Annotated in this window: 12 protein-coding genes; 10 read left to right on the top strand and 2 right to left on the bottom strand. The window is 64.1% G+C overall.

Annotated elements, in window-relative coordinates:
* Positions 1–2 precede the first annotated feature (2 nt).
* The 5 genes from EJA05_RS13505 (at position 3) to EJA05_RS13485 (ending at position 8,159) form a co-directional block, all read left to right on the top strand.
* Entirely contained in the window at positions 3–1,601 is a 1,599-nt protein-coding gene (locus tag EJA05_RS13505; RefSeq protein WP_125858620.1) for a VWA domain-containing protein, read from the top strand.
* Positions 1,598–2,881 (top strand): BatD family protein, encoded by a 1,284-nt coding sequence (locus tag EJA05_RS13500; RefSeq protein WP_125858619.1) that lies wholly within the window; start codon positions 1,598–1,600, stop codon positions 2,879–2,881. The genes EJA05_RS13505 and EJA05_RS13500 overlap by 4 nt, the downstream gene beginning before the upstream one ends.
* Before the next feature lie 42 nt (positions 2,882–2,923).
* Positions 2,924–3,925, top strand: a complete 1,002-nt coding sequence (locus EJA05_RS13495) for an HAD family hydrolase (protein WP_125858618.1) — start codon at positions 2,924–2,926, stop codon at positions 3,923–3,925.
* 104 nt (positions 3,926–4,029) lie between these two features.
* Positions 4,030–5,586, top strand: a complete 1,557-nt coding sequence (locus EJA05_RS13490; RefSeq protein ID WP_125858617.1) for an arylsulfatase — start codon at positions 4,030–4,032, stop codon at positions 5,584–5,586.
* A gap of 41 nt (positions 5,587–5,627) precedes the next feature.
* Positions 5,628–8,159: a fused MFS/spermidine synthase gene (locus EJA05_RS13485; RefSeq protein WP_125861311.1), complete on the top strand. Its 2,532-nt coding sequence runs from the start codon at positions 5,628–5,630 to the stop codon at positions 8,157–8,159.
* Here the strand turns inward: EJA05_RS13485 and EJA05_RS13480 are convergent, their stop codons facing one another.
* Both EJA05_RS13480 and EJA05_RS28230 read right to left on the bottom strand, forming a co-directional pair.
* The gene (locus tag EJA05_RS13480; RefSeq protein ID WP_125858616.1) at positions 8,160–9,446 is read right to left on the bottom strand and encodes an OmpP1/FadL family transporter; all 1,287 of its coding nucleotides are present in this window, start codon (positions 9,444–9,446) and stop codon (positions 8,160–8,162) included. It abuts the gene before it with no gap.
* 143 nt (positions 9,447–9,589) lie between these two features.
* Positions 9,590–9,760, bottom strand: coding sequence for a hypothetical protein (locus tag EJA05_RS28230; protein WP_190306064.1), 171 nt, complete (start codon positions 9,758–9,760; stop codon positions 9,590–9,592).
* Between the two features lie 211 nt (positions 9,761–9,971).
* Here EJA05_RS28230 and EJA05_RS13475 point away from each other — a divergent pair, with 211 nt between their 5' ends.
* From EJA05_RS13475 to EJA05_RS13455, 5 genes are all read left to right on the top strand, one after another.
* Positions 9,972–10,586, top strand: coding sequence for a dTMP kinase (locus EJA05_RS13475; protein WP_125858615.1), 615 nt, complete (start codon positions 9,972–9,974; stop codon positions 10,584–10,586).
* A 694-nt stretch (positions 10,587–11,280) separates the two neighbouring features.
* Positions 11,281–11,664, top strand: a complete 384-nt coding sequence (gene copC / locus EJA05_RS13470) for a copper homeostasis periplasmic binding protein CopC (RefSeq protein WP_125858614.1) — start codon at positions 11,281–11,283, stop codon at positions 11,662–11,664.
* A gap of 3 nt (positions 11,665–11,667) precedes the next feature.
* Positions 11,668–12,642, top strand: coding sequence for a copper homeostasis membrane protein CopD (gene copD / locus EJA05_RS13465; RefSeq protein ID WP_125858613.1), 975 nt, complete (start codon positions 11,668–11,670; stop codon positions 12,640–12,642).
* Positions 12,643–12,652: 10 nt separating this feature from the next.
* Positions 12,653–13,075, top strand: a complete 423-nt coding sequence (locus tag EJA05_RS13460) for a PA0061/PA0062 family lipoprotein (protein WP_125858612.1) — start codon at positions 12,653–12,655, stop codon at positions 13,073–13,075.
* An 86-nt stretch (positions 13,076–13,161) separates the two neighbouring features.
* A complete protein-coding gene (locus EJA05_RS13455) occupies positions 13,162–13,728 on the top strand; it encodes an isochorismatase family protein (RefSeq protein ID WP_125858611.1) in 567 nt (188 codons plus the stop codon).
* The last annotated feature ends 190 nt before the right edge of the window (positions 13,729–13,918 follow it).

Below are 13,918 nucleotides of genomic sequence, written 5' to 3'. Positions count from 1 at the left end.
GCATGGACATCGACCTCGGCGCCTTGCACTTCTTGCGCCCCTGGTGGCTGTTGCTGGTGCTGCCAGGCCTCGGCCTGCCGCTGCTGTGGCGGCGCCGGCGCGACCTCAAGCGGCAACTGCGCGGCATCATCGCCCCGCACCTGGTCGAGCACTTGCTGATCCGCCCGCGCGACGACCGGCGCCTGCGCCCGGTGCACCTGCTGGCGGCGTTGCTGGTAGTCGGCGCGCTGGCGGCGGCCGGGCCCACCTGGCAGCAGGACATCCCGGCGTTTCTCGACAATCGCGCGCCGCTGATCCTGGCCGTGGACCTGTCGCCCTCGATGGACGCCGACGATGTGCCCCCCAGCCGCCTGGGCGCCGCGCGCCACACCTTGCATGATCTGGTGCAACGCCGGGCCGGGGCCCGGACCGCGCTGATCGGCTATGCCGGCAGCGCCCACCTGGTACTGCCGGCCACCGACGACCCGGCCTTGCTCGACAGCTTCATCCAGGCCCTGGCCAGCGACCTGATCGCTAAGCCCGGCAAGGACGTGCTGGGTGTGGTGAACATCGCCCTAAGGCTGCTCGACGCCGAACATAGCCCCGGCACCCTGGTGCTGCTGACCGATGGCGCCGACCCCGCACAGTTCGAGGCACTCGGCCAGCGCCTGGGCGACAGCGACCTGCAGGTGCTGGTGCTGGCAGTGGGCAGCCAGGACAGCGGGGTGCTGCACGATGCCAAGGGCATGCCGCGCCTCGATGCCGTGGGCAATGCCGTGCAGGGTCGTTTCGACAAGCAGGGCCTGCAAGGCCTGGCCAAGGCCGCCGATGCGCCGCTGGGCAGCCTGACCTTGAACGACGACGACCTGGACTGGATCGAACTGCACGCCCGCCAGCACTACCAGGCCGTGACGGGCGACAGTGCCACGCTGCACTGGAAGGATGCCGGCTACTGGCTGTGCTGGCCGTTGCTGTTGCTGGCCCTGGGCGGCCTGCGCAAAGGCTGGCGGGTGAATTGGCTGGCCGGCCTTGCCGTGCTCTGTGTGTTGGGCGCCGCACCCGGGCAGGTGTGGGCGGGCGAACTGGCCGACGCCTTTTTCAGCGCTGACCAGCAGGGCCGCTGGGCCTATGAACAGGGGCACTATGCCCAGGCTGCCGAGCATTTCCATGACCCTTACTGGAAAGGTGTGGCGGCCTATGAAGCGTCGGACTACAAGGCTGCGCTGGCCAGCCTGGCGCCGCTGGACAGCGCGCCGGCGTATTTCTACCAGGGCAACAGCCATGTGCGGCTGTTCCAGTTTGCCCAGGCGATTGCTGCCTACCAGCAGGCGCTGCGCTTGCAACCGGCATTCCCCGAAGCGGCCGCCAACCTGGCGCTGGCCCAGGCCCTGCTCAAGGACTACCAGGACCAACAACAGAAGAGCACCGGCGCTAAGCCCGACAAGGTGATCGAAGACCAGACTCCGCTGCAGGGCGGCAAGGCGCAACAGCAGCACACCGCCAAGGCCGCCTCCGACCAGCTGTGGCTGGACAACCTGGCTACCTCGCCGGGGCGATTCCTCAAGCGCAAGTTCCAGATCCAGCAGGCCGCGCGCCGGCCGGGCGAGGAGGGCACGCCATGAAGCTCCTGCTGACCCTGTGGCTACTGTATCTGCCTGCGCTGGCGGCCGACCCCGAGGTGCGCGTGGCGCAGCGCCTGGTGCCGGAGGGCGCGATCATGACCGGCGGCACGGTCAGCCTGGAGATCGACCTGCTGGTCGATACCTGGTTCACCGATGCACCGGTACTGCCGTCGCTCGACCTGCCGGGCGCCGTGGTCAGCCCGCCCACTGGCGAGGCCCAGCACCTGAACCAGGACATCGACGGCAAGCGTTTCTTCGGCCTGCGCTACAGCTATCGCATCACCCCGCAGGCGGCCCGGCACTTCGACATTCCGGCCCTGGCGTTCCAGGTGCAGCCCGGGCCAGCCAGCGGGCCGGTCACGGTCAGCAGCCAGCCACTGGCGTTCGAGGCCAAGGGCGGCAGTGGCAACCCCGACAGCGCGCAGCCGGTGGCGGCGCAATTGACCTTTACCCAGCAGATGGAGCGCTCGCATACGCCACTGCGGGCGGGTGACAGTGTGACCCGGCGCTTGCGTATCGTTGCCCCAGGGGCACAGGCAATGCTGTTGCACGCCCCCGTGCTGGCCGAGGTCGCCGGGCTCAAGCGCTACGTGCAGACGCCCGGGGTCAGACCGTTGAGCGACGGCCGCGGCGGGACCTTGGGTGGCGAACGCGAGGATACGGTGACTTATGTGATCGGCGCCGCCGGGCGCTACCAGTTGCCTGAAATCACCTACCAGTGGCGCGATGCGACGAGCGGTGAGGTACACCAGACGAAGGTGCCGGCTGTAGCCTTGGAGGCTACCGCAGGTGCGTATCAGGCGCCGTTCTCCATCAACGACGACCTGCGGGCCATGGGGCATCAGGCCCGGCTTCGGCTCGGTGGGCACTGGCTGCTGGTGGTGGCCGTGGTGCTTGGCGCAGGCGCTCTGGGCTGGGGCCTGCGCGCCCGCTGGCAGGCGCTGTGGCAGCGCTTGCGGCGTTGGCAAGCCCGACGCCAGCAGGCCTGGCTCGACTCACCGGGCTATGCCTGGCGCCAGGCTCGCGCACAATGCGCGGCGCAGCCGCCGAAGCTGGATGCGCTGTATCTGTGGGTGCGCCGCAGCAGTGGCCAGCCCGGATTGCTGTGTGGTCGGGCGCAAATTCCCGACGCGATAAAGAATCGTTTGCTAGCCTCTTTCAGGTCCCGTTTCGGGGTGTCGGCGGCGCCTGAACAAGCGCCGATTGCCTTGCCGCGCACACCACCTGCGCAGCATCCGAGCGAACCACAGCGCAGCGGTCTGAAGCCTCTGAACCGCTGAACCGGACTCACCGCGTCATCCGCCCATGGCAAGGAGCCCCACATGCAGCCGCGCCCAGCCGCCCATGCCCTGCGCAGCGTGCTTTGCCTGTTGCTGTTGCTGCCATGCCTGGTGCTGGCGGCAGAGCCTTTGCCGTCCTGGCGCGACGGCCCCTCGCGCCAGGCCATCGTGGCGTTCGTCGAGGCCGTCACCGATCAAGGCAGCAAGGATTATGTGGTGCCCGCCGAGCGGATTGCCGTGTTCGACAACGACGGCACCCTTTGGAGCGAGCAACCGCTGTACTTCGAAGTGCTGTTTTCCATGGACGAAGTACGGCGCCTGGCACCCGAGCATCCGCAATGGAAAACCCAGCAGCCGTTCAAGGCGGTGCTGGACAACGACCACAAGGCGCTGGCGGAGCAGGGCATGGACGGGCTGCTGAAGATTGTCGCGGCCACCCACTCGGGCATCAGCACCGAGCAGTTCCTGGCCCGCAGCCGCAGCTGGCTGGCCAGTGCCAAACACCCCAAGACCGGCAAGCCTTATACCGAGATGGTGTTCCAGCCGATGCTGGAACTGCTCGGTTACCTGCGTGACAAAGGTTTTCGCACCTACATCGTCTCGGGCGGCGAAGTGGCGTTCATGCGCGCTTTCGCCGAAGAGGTCTACGGCATTCCCCCCGAACAGGTGATCGGCACCACCCTGGCCGCCGAGTACCAGGACAAGGACGGCCAACTCAGCATCCAGCGCCTGCCCAAGTTGCTGCATAACGACGATGGCCCGGGCAAGCCGGTGAGCATCGAGGCGGTGATCGGCCGGCGGCCGGTACTGGCCTTCGGCAACTCTGACGGCGACCTGCAGATGCTGCAATGGACCCTGGCCGGGCCGGGCCGGCGTTTTGCCGGGCTGGTGCACCATACCGACGCCAAACGCGAATGGGCGTATGACCGGCAAAGCAGTGTAGGGCGCCTGGACAAGGCGCTGGATATCGCCAACCGGCAGGGTTGGACCGTGGTGGACGTGGCCCGCGACTGGCGCCGTGTCTATCCCTTCGACAAGGAGTGAATGCCACACCGGAACCGCAGGGCACTGGGACCCAGCCAGCAGTCGGAATCCTTCGTGCACGCAGTCGCGGACTTGCGACAGCAACGTGAACGGAGAGCAACGTCATGAAGTCCAGTACAACCTGGTGGTCCGCTGTCGCCCTGGCGACGACAGCCACCTTGGCCGGGGCGGCGGAAAAGCCGAACATCCTGGTGATCTTCGGCGATGACATCGGCCAGACCAACATCAGTGCCTATTCCAAGGGCGTGGTCGGCTATCAGACGCCCAACATCGACCGCATCGCCAAGGAGGGCATGCTGTTCACCGACTACTACGCCGAGAACAGCTGCACCGCCGGGCGCTCGACCTTCATCACCGGGCAGGTGGCCAAGCGCACCGGCCTGTCCAAGGTGGGCATGCCGGGGGTGCCGGTGGGCCTGCAGGCGCGCGATGTGACCATCGCCCAGGCGCTCAAGGCGCAAGGCTACGCCACCGGCCAGTTCGGCAAGAACCACCTGGGCGATCGCGATGAGTACCTGCCCACCAACCATGGTTTCGACGAGTTCTTCGGTAACCTGTACCACCTCAACGCCGAAGAGGAGCCGGAACGGCCTTACTGGCCCAAGGACGACCCGGAATTCCTCAAGGCCACCACCCCGCGCGGGGTGATCAAGTCCAGTGCCGACGGCAAGATCGAGGACACCGGCGCGCTGACCAGCAAACGCATGGAGACCATCGACGACGAGACCACCCAGGCCGCGATCAATTTCATCGAGAAGCAGGCCAAGGCCGACAAGCCGTTCTTCGTGTGGATGAACACCACGCGCATGCATGCCTTCACTCATGTGCGCGAGTCGATGCGTAACCAGAGCGGCATGATCGGCAACGAATACGCCGACGGCATGCTTGAGCACGACGGCGACGTCGGCAAGCTGCTCAAGGCCCTGGACGACCTGAAGATCGCCGACAACACCATTGTCGTCTACACCACCGACAACGGCCCGAACCAGTGGTCGTGGCCGGATGCGGCGACCACGCCGTTCCGCAACGAGAAGAACTCCAACTGGGAGGGCGCCTACCGTGTGCCGGCCATGGTGCGCTGGCCGGGCAAGATCAAGGCCGACTCGGTGAGCACCCAGATGTTCTCCGGGCTCGACTGGTTCCCGACCTTGCTGGCGGTTGCCGGTGACGTCGATATCAAGGACCGCCTGCTCAAGGGCGCCGACGTGGGCGGCAAGAACTTCAAGGTGCACCTGGACGGTTACAACCAGCTCGATTACCTGACCGGCAAGACCGACAAGAGCGCACGCACCGAGTTCTACTATTTCAACGACGACGCGCAACTGGTGGCCATGCGCTTCAACGACTGGAAGGTTGTCTACTGCGAGCAGCGCGCGCCGGGTGGTTTCCCGGTGTGGAGCGAGCCGTTCACCTGTTTGCGGGCGCCCAAGCTGTTCAACCTGCGCATGGACCCCTACGAGCGGGCCGATATCGTGTCTGACCAGTATTACGACTGGCTGACGAAGAACGACTACCTGTTCTTCCAGGGCACGCAGAAAGCCGCGCGGTTCCTGCAGACCTTCGTCGACTACCCGCCCAGCCAGCGCCCGGCGAGCTTCAGCATCGACCAGATCCAGGACGATGTGAACAAGAAGATCGAAGAGAAGATGAAAGGCAAATGACCCTGTGAACCGCGAGGCGCGACCTCGCTAAGGCAGCGATGATGGTTTCACCCGCAAGGCCAAGCCTGCCCACGGCTGGCTGCGATCGTGTGGCAGCGGTGGGTTTGGCCCTGCGTTTGCCTGCTGCCTTGTTGCTGCTGTCTGGCGGCGCGGCGCTGGTTTACCAGGTGCTATGGATCAAGCAGCTGTCACTGGTGGTCGGCGTGGAGGTGCACGCCGTGACCACCGGTATCAGCGCCTTTTTCGCAGGCTTGGCCCTGGGCGGCTGGTTGTTCGGGCGCTGGGCCGACCAGCTGGCCCGGCCGGTGCGCTTGTATGCGCTGCTGGAGGTGGCGGTCGCGGTGCTCGGGGTGGCCAGCACGCAGGCCCTTGGAGCTTCGGCCGGGTGGTTCGCGCGGATGGAAGCCAGTATCGGCTGGCTGGCCTGGTGGCTGCCGTTTGCCCTGGTGGGGGTGCCTGCACTGTTGATGGGCGGCACCCTGCCGGTACTGGTGCGCGCCATGGCCCCCGCGCCCGGCCAGCAGGCCCAGGCCAGCGGGCGGCTGTACGCCGCCAATACCGCCGGGGCCATTGCCGGTACCTTGCTTGGCGCCTTTGTATTGCTACCGCACCTCGGAGTGACCGGCAGTGCCCTGGCCGCAGCTTCGATGAACCTGTTGGCTGGGCTGGGCGCCTGGGTCCTTCGGCGCAATGACCAGCTGCCACGTAACGCTCAGGCCAACGAACAGGCGCCGCGAAGCGCCCAGGCGCGCCTGGCAATTGCGTTGTACTGCATCGCCGGCGGGGTGGCGCTGGGTTACGAGGTGGTGTGGAGCCAGTCGATCGTGCAGTTCATGAGTACCCGCGCCCATGCCTTTGCGCTGGTGCTGGCCACCTACCTGTGCGGCCTGGCGGCCGGCAGCGCGCTGTATGCCAGGCGGGCCGACCGTTTGCGCGACCCCTGGGGGCTGTTCGCGGTGCTGATCGCCAGTGCCGGGCTGCTGGCGCTGCTGCAGCTGGCCGGGCTCGGGCGCTGGCTGGTGCTGGTTCAGACCCAGGCTGAGCTGCTGGTGCTGCAGGCTACCGGCAATGAGCTGGCCGGCATGTGCGCACGCTTTGCGGTGGCGGCCATGAGTATGGTGCTGCTGCCCACCGTGCTGCTGGGCGCGGCGTTCCCGCTGGCGGTGCGCCTGGCGGTGGATGGCCGGCGGGTTGGCCGGGATGTCGGCACGGTGGTGGCGCTCAACACCCTGGGCGGCATCCTGGGCGTGGGCTTGACCGGCTTCGTGCTGATACCGGCTGTGGGCCTGGTGCGCACCCTGGCCCTGCTGGCCGGCCTCGCGGCGCTGGTGGGGTTGATTGCGGCATGGCGTGGCAACGCCGTGGGGCGGCCGGCCAAGGCCATGGTGCTGATGGTGGCCATTGCCTGCGTGGCGGTGGGCGTGCTGACGCCGGCGCAACGCCTGGCCGAGCTGCTGCCTGGTGCACGCAACGGCCAGCTGACTTTTTACCGCGAAGGCAAGGGCGGCACTGTCGCGGTGGTCAAGCAGACCCGCCAGGGGCAGGGCTTCAGCCGCCTGTACATCCAGGGCGTGTCCAATACCGGCGATGCCATGCCATCGCTGCGCTACATGCGCCTGCAGGCGCTGTTGCCGTTGCTGATTCACGCTGGCGAGCCGCGTTCGGCGCTGGTGATCGGCTTCGGCACCGGCATCACCGCCGGCGCGATGCTGCGTTACCCGGGGCTGGAACGCCCGGTGGTGGCCGAACTATTGCCCGAAGTACTGGCCGCCGCCCCGTTGTTCAAGGGCAACTACGATGCCGTGCAGGACCCACGCCTGGACATCCGCCTGCGCGATGGCCGCCGCGAGTTGCTGCGCAGCAATGAACGCTACGACCTGGTCACCCTGGAACCGCCACCGCCTTCGGCGGCCGGTGTGGTCAACCTTTATTCGCGCGATTTCTACCAGTTGGCCGCCAGCCGCCTGCAACCCGGTGGATTGTTGGCGCAATGGCTGCCGCTGCCGACCCAGAACGATGAGGACACCCGCGCGCTGGTGCGCAGCTTCATCGAGGTGTTCCCCCACGCCTCGCTGTGGACCACGGAATTCCACGAAATGTTGCTGATCGGCTCGTTGCAGCCGCTGCAACTGGACGTGCCACGGATCATCCAGCGATTTTCCCTACCTTCCGTGGCCTCGACACTGGCCGAAGTCGGCATCGACTCGCCCCAGGCGCTGTTGGCCACCTGGATCACCGACCGGGCAGGGCTGGCCCGTTACGCCGGCGACGCAGCAGCGGTGACCGACGATCAGCCGCGTATCGAATATGCGCCGTGGGTACGGCCACGGGAGATCACCCGGGTGTTGCCGGCCTTGCTGGCGTTGCGCCAGGCACCGCCGCTGCAGGGTGCCGCCCCCGGCTTTGCCGGGGCGGTGAACGATCAGTGGCTGACCTTGCAACGCTTCTACAGCCTGAGCCTGCACGCCTACAACGGCAACCGTCAGGCCTGGGCGCGGGAGGCCGGGGCGCTGGTCCGCAGCGATGGCGCCAACCCCTATTTCCGTTGGTTCCTCGGCGGCCCACAGCCTTGATCAGAAACGCCAGGTGGCGCCACCGCCGACGATGTGCAGGGCGGCGTTGCGGTAGCTGCCGGAGAGACTGTCGCCCGAGCGGGCCTTGGTCTGCTCGACGTCCATGTCGCCCATCCAGATCAGGGTGTAGGCCAGGTGCAGGTCCAGGCCGTCGCGCAACTGGTAGTTGACGCCCGTGGCCAGGCGCCAGGTGGCGCCCATGGGGTTGTCGACGGTGCGGTCGCTGTCGTCCACCGCCGAGCTGTCGTAGCCGACCCCGGCGCTCCAGCGCAGGCGCGGGGTGGCCTGGTACTGGGTGCCGAGGGAGGCGTGCCAGGTGTCCTTGTATTTGCGATCGACGCTGCGGCTGACATTGCCGACGGCATCGCTGTCCACCTCCACGCCGATATCGCCGAATTCGCTCCAGTCCTGCCAGCCGAGGCTGGCCAACAGCTTCCACTGCGGGTCCAGGTCATGGGCGATGCTCAGCAGCACGGTCTGCGGCACGTTCATGTCCAGTTCCAGTTCGCTCACGTCGAGGCGGCGCAAGGCGATATTGAGCAAGGGGTTGCTGACGTCGGTCACGTGGGGCTTGTCCTTGAATTCGAGCTTCACCTTGCTGGTGTAGGCCAGGCCCAGCTGGGTAGCGGGGGAGAGCCGATAGTGCAGGCCCAGGTTCACGCCCACGCCGACGTCGGTGTCCTGGTATTCCAGCTGGCCGTCCGGCCGATCGGCCAGGCCCAGCAGATTGTTGTTGATGGCCATCTCGGTGCGGTAGTAGCCGTACAGGATGCGCGGGCCGATGCCCAGCGACAGGTCGTCGGTGAGCTTGTAGGCGAGGGTGGGCTGGAACGACACCCCGATCACCGCCGCTTCCTGGGTGAAATAGCGGCCGGCCCAGTCATCGTCATAGTCCAGCGCCAGGCCGAAGTTGCCGTACATGCCGAAGCCAAGGGTCGCGCGCTCGTCGAGCTGGTGGCTGACGAACAGGCTGGCGCCGGGCAGGTACTGCAGGGCGTTGCCGCCTTCGTTGCCGTCGAACTGGTTGGCGCTGTCACGGGAGAAACGGATATTGCCGAGGATGACCTGGGCATTGGCGCTGACCTGGGTGCCCTTGAGCTGGGTGAGGGCGGCGGGGTTGCTCATCAGCACACTGGGGTCGCTGGCCAGTGCGGCGGCGCCGGCGTTGGCCAGGCCGTTGCCTTCCTGGCCGGCTTCGTAGATGAGGATGCCACCGGCCAGGGCAGTGCCGGTGGTGGCGGTGGTGCAGCACAAGGTGAGCAGGGGCAGTAACCGACGTCGTCTCATGGTCGTGGTCCTGACAGGGCTGGGGACGGAGTCGAGGGCACTGCCTGAGCAACCTGGTTGACGCGGTTGCGCCCGCCCTGACGTATCCAGCCTAGACGGCGTTGGTGCAATCCGCCGATGCAATGTGTTTGGCGGTTGCCGTGTTACGCCGTGAAGCCGGGCTCCTGAGGCTCTTCTTGCGGGGTGTCCTGCTGGATGTTGTGGTAGACGGCAGCCGCGCAGAGGGCCAGCAGCCCGACGCTGGCGACCACGATATCGCCCAGCAGCGTGCCGGCGACCAGGATCAGCAAACTGAGGCGGCAGAACATCACCATGACAGCCCTCCATGGCGGTTGGGTTCGAATAGGGTCACCAACATAGCGTGCAAGACGCTTTGATGCAGCGGGCATATCTGCAAACAACGTCTGCAAAATGGCACTCATCGCAGCTACGGCACTTATGCCCATATTGTTTAGCCGCCACTGGCGATTGGCTTTAGTATCGGCGCAGCTGCGCCACCCCCTCCAATCAATCGTTATGTGAAGTATGAATCGTTCGCTATTTGTTTCTTTGGACGGGCCCAAGGGCACCGGCAAAACCACGCTGCTGGAGGCCATTACACAAGCGCTCAGGGCCGACGGCTACAAGGTGATCCGCCTTTGCGAGAAGAAAAGCGACCCCTTCAGGGGTGAAACGATGGCCTTGGTCAACAGGCTCGTCAGGCATCCCAGCCAGGAGTTGGAGTTGCAGGTTTGCGCGCGCCTGGCGGATAGCCGGGCCTGGATTTCGCAGCACGTGCTGCCCAAGCAGCCGCCGGGCAGCATCATCCTGATCGATCGCTGGTACCCCTCCGATGCCGCGTTTCGCCGGACAGTCCCGTTTGCCGAGATTCTGCGGTTGAACATGGAGCGCAACGTGCGTGTGCCGGACCTGCATGTCGGGGTTGTCACCGACCCCGAAGTTTCATGGGCGAGGGCGGCGGCACGCACACGTGGGCTGGGCAGTACGGTGATTCATAAACTGGAAGAGCAAGTTGCCTGTAGCCAGGCGTTCGAGCGGGCGGTCGCGGATCATGGCTGGGTGTTGTGTCGTAACGAGGGCACGATTGAAGCGGCGACGACGCAGGTGGTTGCCGAGATTCGTGGCGTACTGAAATGCTAGTTTATTACGTATCTTTTCGTACTCTTATGTATATTGCACGCAAAGCGCCATGACGGCCAAGTGCCTGTCTTGGTATCGCATGTGGGCGACCAGATGCCCGGCGATGGATGTGCAGCGCCTATGAGATCGAGCGCCGCCCGCGCGGCGCATCGCTGGCAAGCCAGCTCCCACATTTGTTTCGGGCCAATTATGCCTGTGAGGGTACCGCTGCCCGCCTTGGTGCATGTCTCAAGTCGGGCGCAGGGCCTTCAGCGCCCCCGTCGAAATCGAGTCGGGCCAACAAGGCGTACAGCGATGTAGTCACAGGAGTGACTGGCCCGAAACAGATGTGGGAGCTGGCTTGCCAGCGATGCGTCGCGCGGGCGGCGCTCGATCTTGAGAGCGCTGCAAAACCATCGGCATGCTCCTGGTGGCCATTACCCAATTTGAATAATCAGCCCCACCACAGCACTTCGCGGTGGTTTCTGATGATGGATATCAATTTATTACGTAATTGATATGAATGACGGCAAGCGCGCTCATACCCGTAAACAGCGGCGCCAGGCCCCTTTCAAGCTGACTGAAATGTAATCGCACGGTCCTTGCGCCTGTGACATCGTGCACCTGCACCGTGACGCTGATTCAGCGCTTTCACGGACACGATACCACTCCCTAAAAAACTCGAACTGACAGCGTTTGCTGTGAGGAGCCTTGCATGCCTTTCCATAAAGCCACCGCTGCAACACTTGCGCTGACCGCCGGGATGTTTCTGAGCGCCGTTGCCCAGGCGCACCCCAGGCTCCTTTCATCGACCCCCGCGGAAGGTGCGGATGGCGTGGCGCCTTCGTCCATCGCGCTGCATTTTTCCGAGCAACTTACGACCCAGTTCTCGGGAGCAAAACTGATCATGACCGACATGCCAGGAATGCCAGATTCGCCCATGGGAGTACAGGCAGCCGTCGCCGGGGGCAGTGATCCGAAGACCATGATCATCACGCCTGCAGCGCCCTTGACCACGGGCACTTACAAGGTCGAATGGCGCGCTGTTTCTTCGGACACTCACCCGATTACCGGCAGTTTTTCCTTCAAAGTGAAATGATCCATGGGCGACTTGCTGACTGTCGCGATTCGTTTCGCGCTTTATCTCGACTTGATGATGCTATTTGGCTTGGCGCTTTTTGGCTTGTATGGCCTGAAGGGGAAGGAGAGGGCGTCGGGCACGGTCTTGCGCTTTGAGTCGCTGCTGTATTGCACGTCGCTCTTGGGTATAGCGCTATCCCTGGTCGCGCTGGGTGTTCTGGCGAAATCCATGAGCGGTGTGTCGGGCTTCATGGAGCTGCATCACCATTTTTTCCAGATGATTCTCATGGGCACCGATGTAGGCCTGAGCTGGCAGGTCCGCATTGCCGCACTGCTTGTCGCTATTGTCGGCATCTCGCAATACAAGCGCTTTGCGACCGCCAGCTTGTGGGTCGTCACTGTGGCCGGAGCCGTTGCACTGGCCAGCCTGGCGTGGACCGGCCATGGGGCGATGGGCGAGGGGAGTCGTGGCTATTGGCAGCTCATCGGCGATGTTCTCCATCTGCTGGCTGCGGGCGCCTGGCTAGGGGCGTTGGCGGCGTTCGCTTTGTTGCTTCGCTGCAAATCACTGAAAGGCGAACATGAGGCGCGGCTTCTTGCCCGGGTATTGACTGGCTTTGAATCGGTCGGCGCCGTGATCGTGGTTGTCATCGGGCTCACTGGAGCAATCAATTACCTCTTTATTGTTGGCCCACGTATCGATGGCGTCGTGCTCAGTACCTATGGTGCTTTGCTGTTTATGAAGGTCCTGTTGTTTGGCGCAATGATCGCGCTGGCTGCCCTCAATCGTTTTCATTTGAGCCCGCTGCTGGAGCGTTCGGTTCGAAATGGCGAGTATTCGGTTGCGGTGAGTGCCTTGCGTCGAAGCCTGGCATTCGAGCTTTCAATGGCCATCGTCATTGTTGCCCTGGTTGCATGGCTGGGCACTTTGAGCCCTGAGAATGAGCGCGGGATAGAAATGGCTGTAGGACGCTATGCTGATCATATGGCCCCTTGAGGTGCTGATCATGCGCAGGATGATCTTGCTCGTCGCAGCCAGTGTTATTGCGGGCTGCCAGACGCCGATGCCAACCGCCAACCCAGAGATGGCCTGGGTCGACTTGTCTATACCGTTTCCCAACGACAGAGTGTTACTGGCCGAGCGCCTGGACAAGCAACGCCTTGAAGACGGACGTTTTTTCCAGGTTACGCCCGGCAGCCACGAGCTGATGGTGAAGTTCGACTATGAAACCAGCGGCGGTGGCGGCATGAGCATGATGGGCGGGCCTTCGGTACGCGAATGCTACCTGACCATCAATTACGGCCATTTCACAGCGGGACAACGCTATGTGCTCGAGGCTCGCTCGATTGCCTTGAACCCGGAGGCACGGTTGTATGACGGCGCAGGGAAAGTCGTTGCTGAGGTCAGTGAGTTTTATTGCCTGATGTGAGCATGAACCGTGGGAGTTGGGCATTGCTGGCGGAACCTTGTTGCAGCACACTCGGCCTGATCGTCAGCCAAAGGAACTGAAATCGGATGAAGGACCTATCCAGCGCTGTGCCCCTTGTGATCCTTGACGTACAAGATGCCATTGATCGCCCGAACTGGGACGGCAAAAGCAATCCTGGGTATCTGGCAGTGATCCAGCGACTGCTCGCGCTCTGGCGGTCAAAAGGCTGGCCTGTTGTGCACGTTAAGCACGACGAGCGGACGCCAACATCCAGCTATTACGTAAATGGCCCGTGGAATGGCATCAAGCAAGAGGTTGCTCCGATCGAGGGTGAAGCGGTCATTATCAAACAGGAAAACTGCGCATTCATCGGTACCGAGCTCGACGCCACGCTTGGCAAGATGCGGGTAAAGCGTTTGGTGCTGACGGGGGTTGTCATTCATAACAGCATGGACGCCACCGTCCGCGCGGGAAAAGCACTGGGGTACAGCATTATTCTTCCGTCAGACGCCACGACAGCCGTGCCCGTTGTCGGGCCGAATGGAAAGCGCTGGGACGCTGCAACCGTTCATGAGCTGACCTTGGCGATACTCGGGGGGGAATATGCCGATGTGATGTCGTCGGATGAAGTGGTTGCGCAGTTCGCGTTGTGAAACCTGACATCGGGTTGCATGGAAATCATATGTCAGCATTCCTTAAAAGGGATAATGCGTAACATACTGATTTTTCAGGTGTTTTTTTGTTGGCACGTCGCTCGCTGTGATCGGATTGCCGGGGCCGCTTTGCGGCCCTTTCGCGGCACGAGGCCGCTCCTACAGGGAGCGCGCCAGACTTCAAGTTGCC

Origin of the sequence: Pseudomonas oryziphila, from assembly GCF_003940825.1 — a bacterium.
In the GTDB taxonomy this organism is placed as follows: domain Bacteria; phylum Pseudomonadota; class Gammaproteobacteria; order Pseudomonadales; family Pseudomonadaceae; genus Aquipseudomonas; species Aquipseudomonas sichuanensis.
The sequence above is the reverse complement of the archived record's forward strand: the minus strand, read 5'-3'. Positions and strand labels throughout refer to the sequence as shown.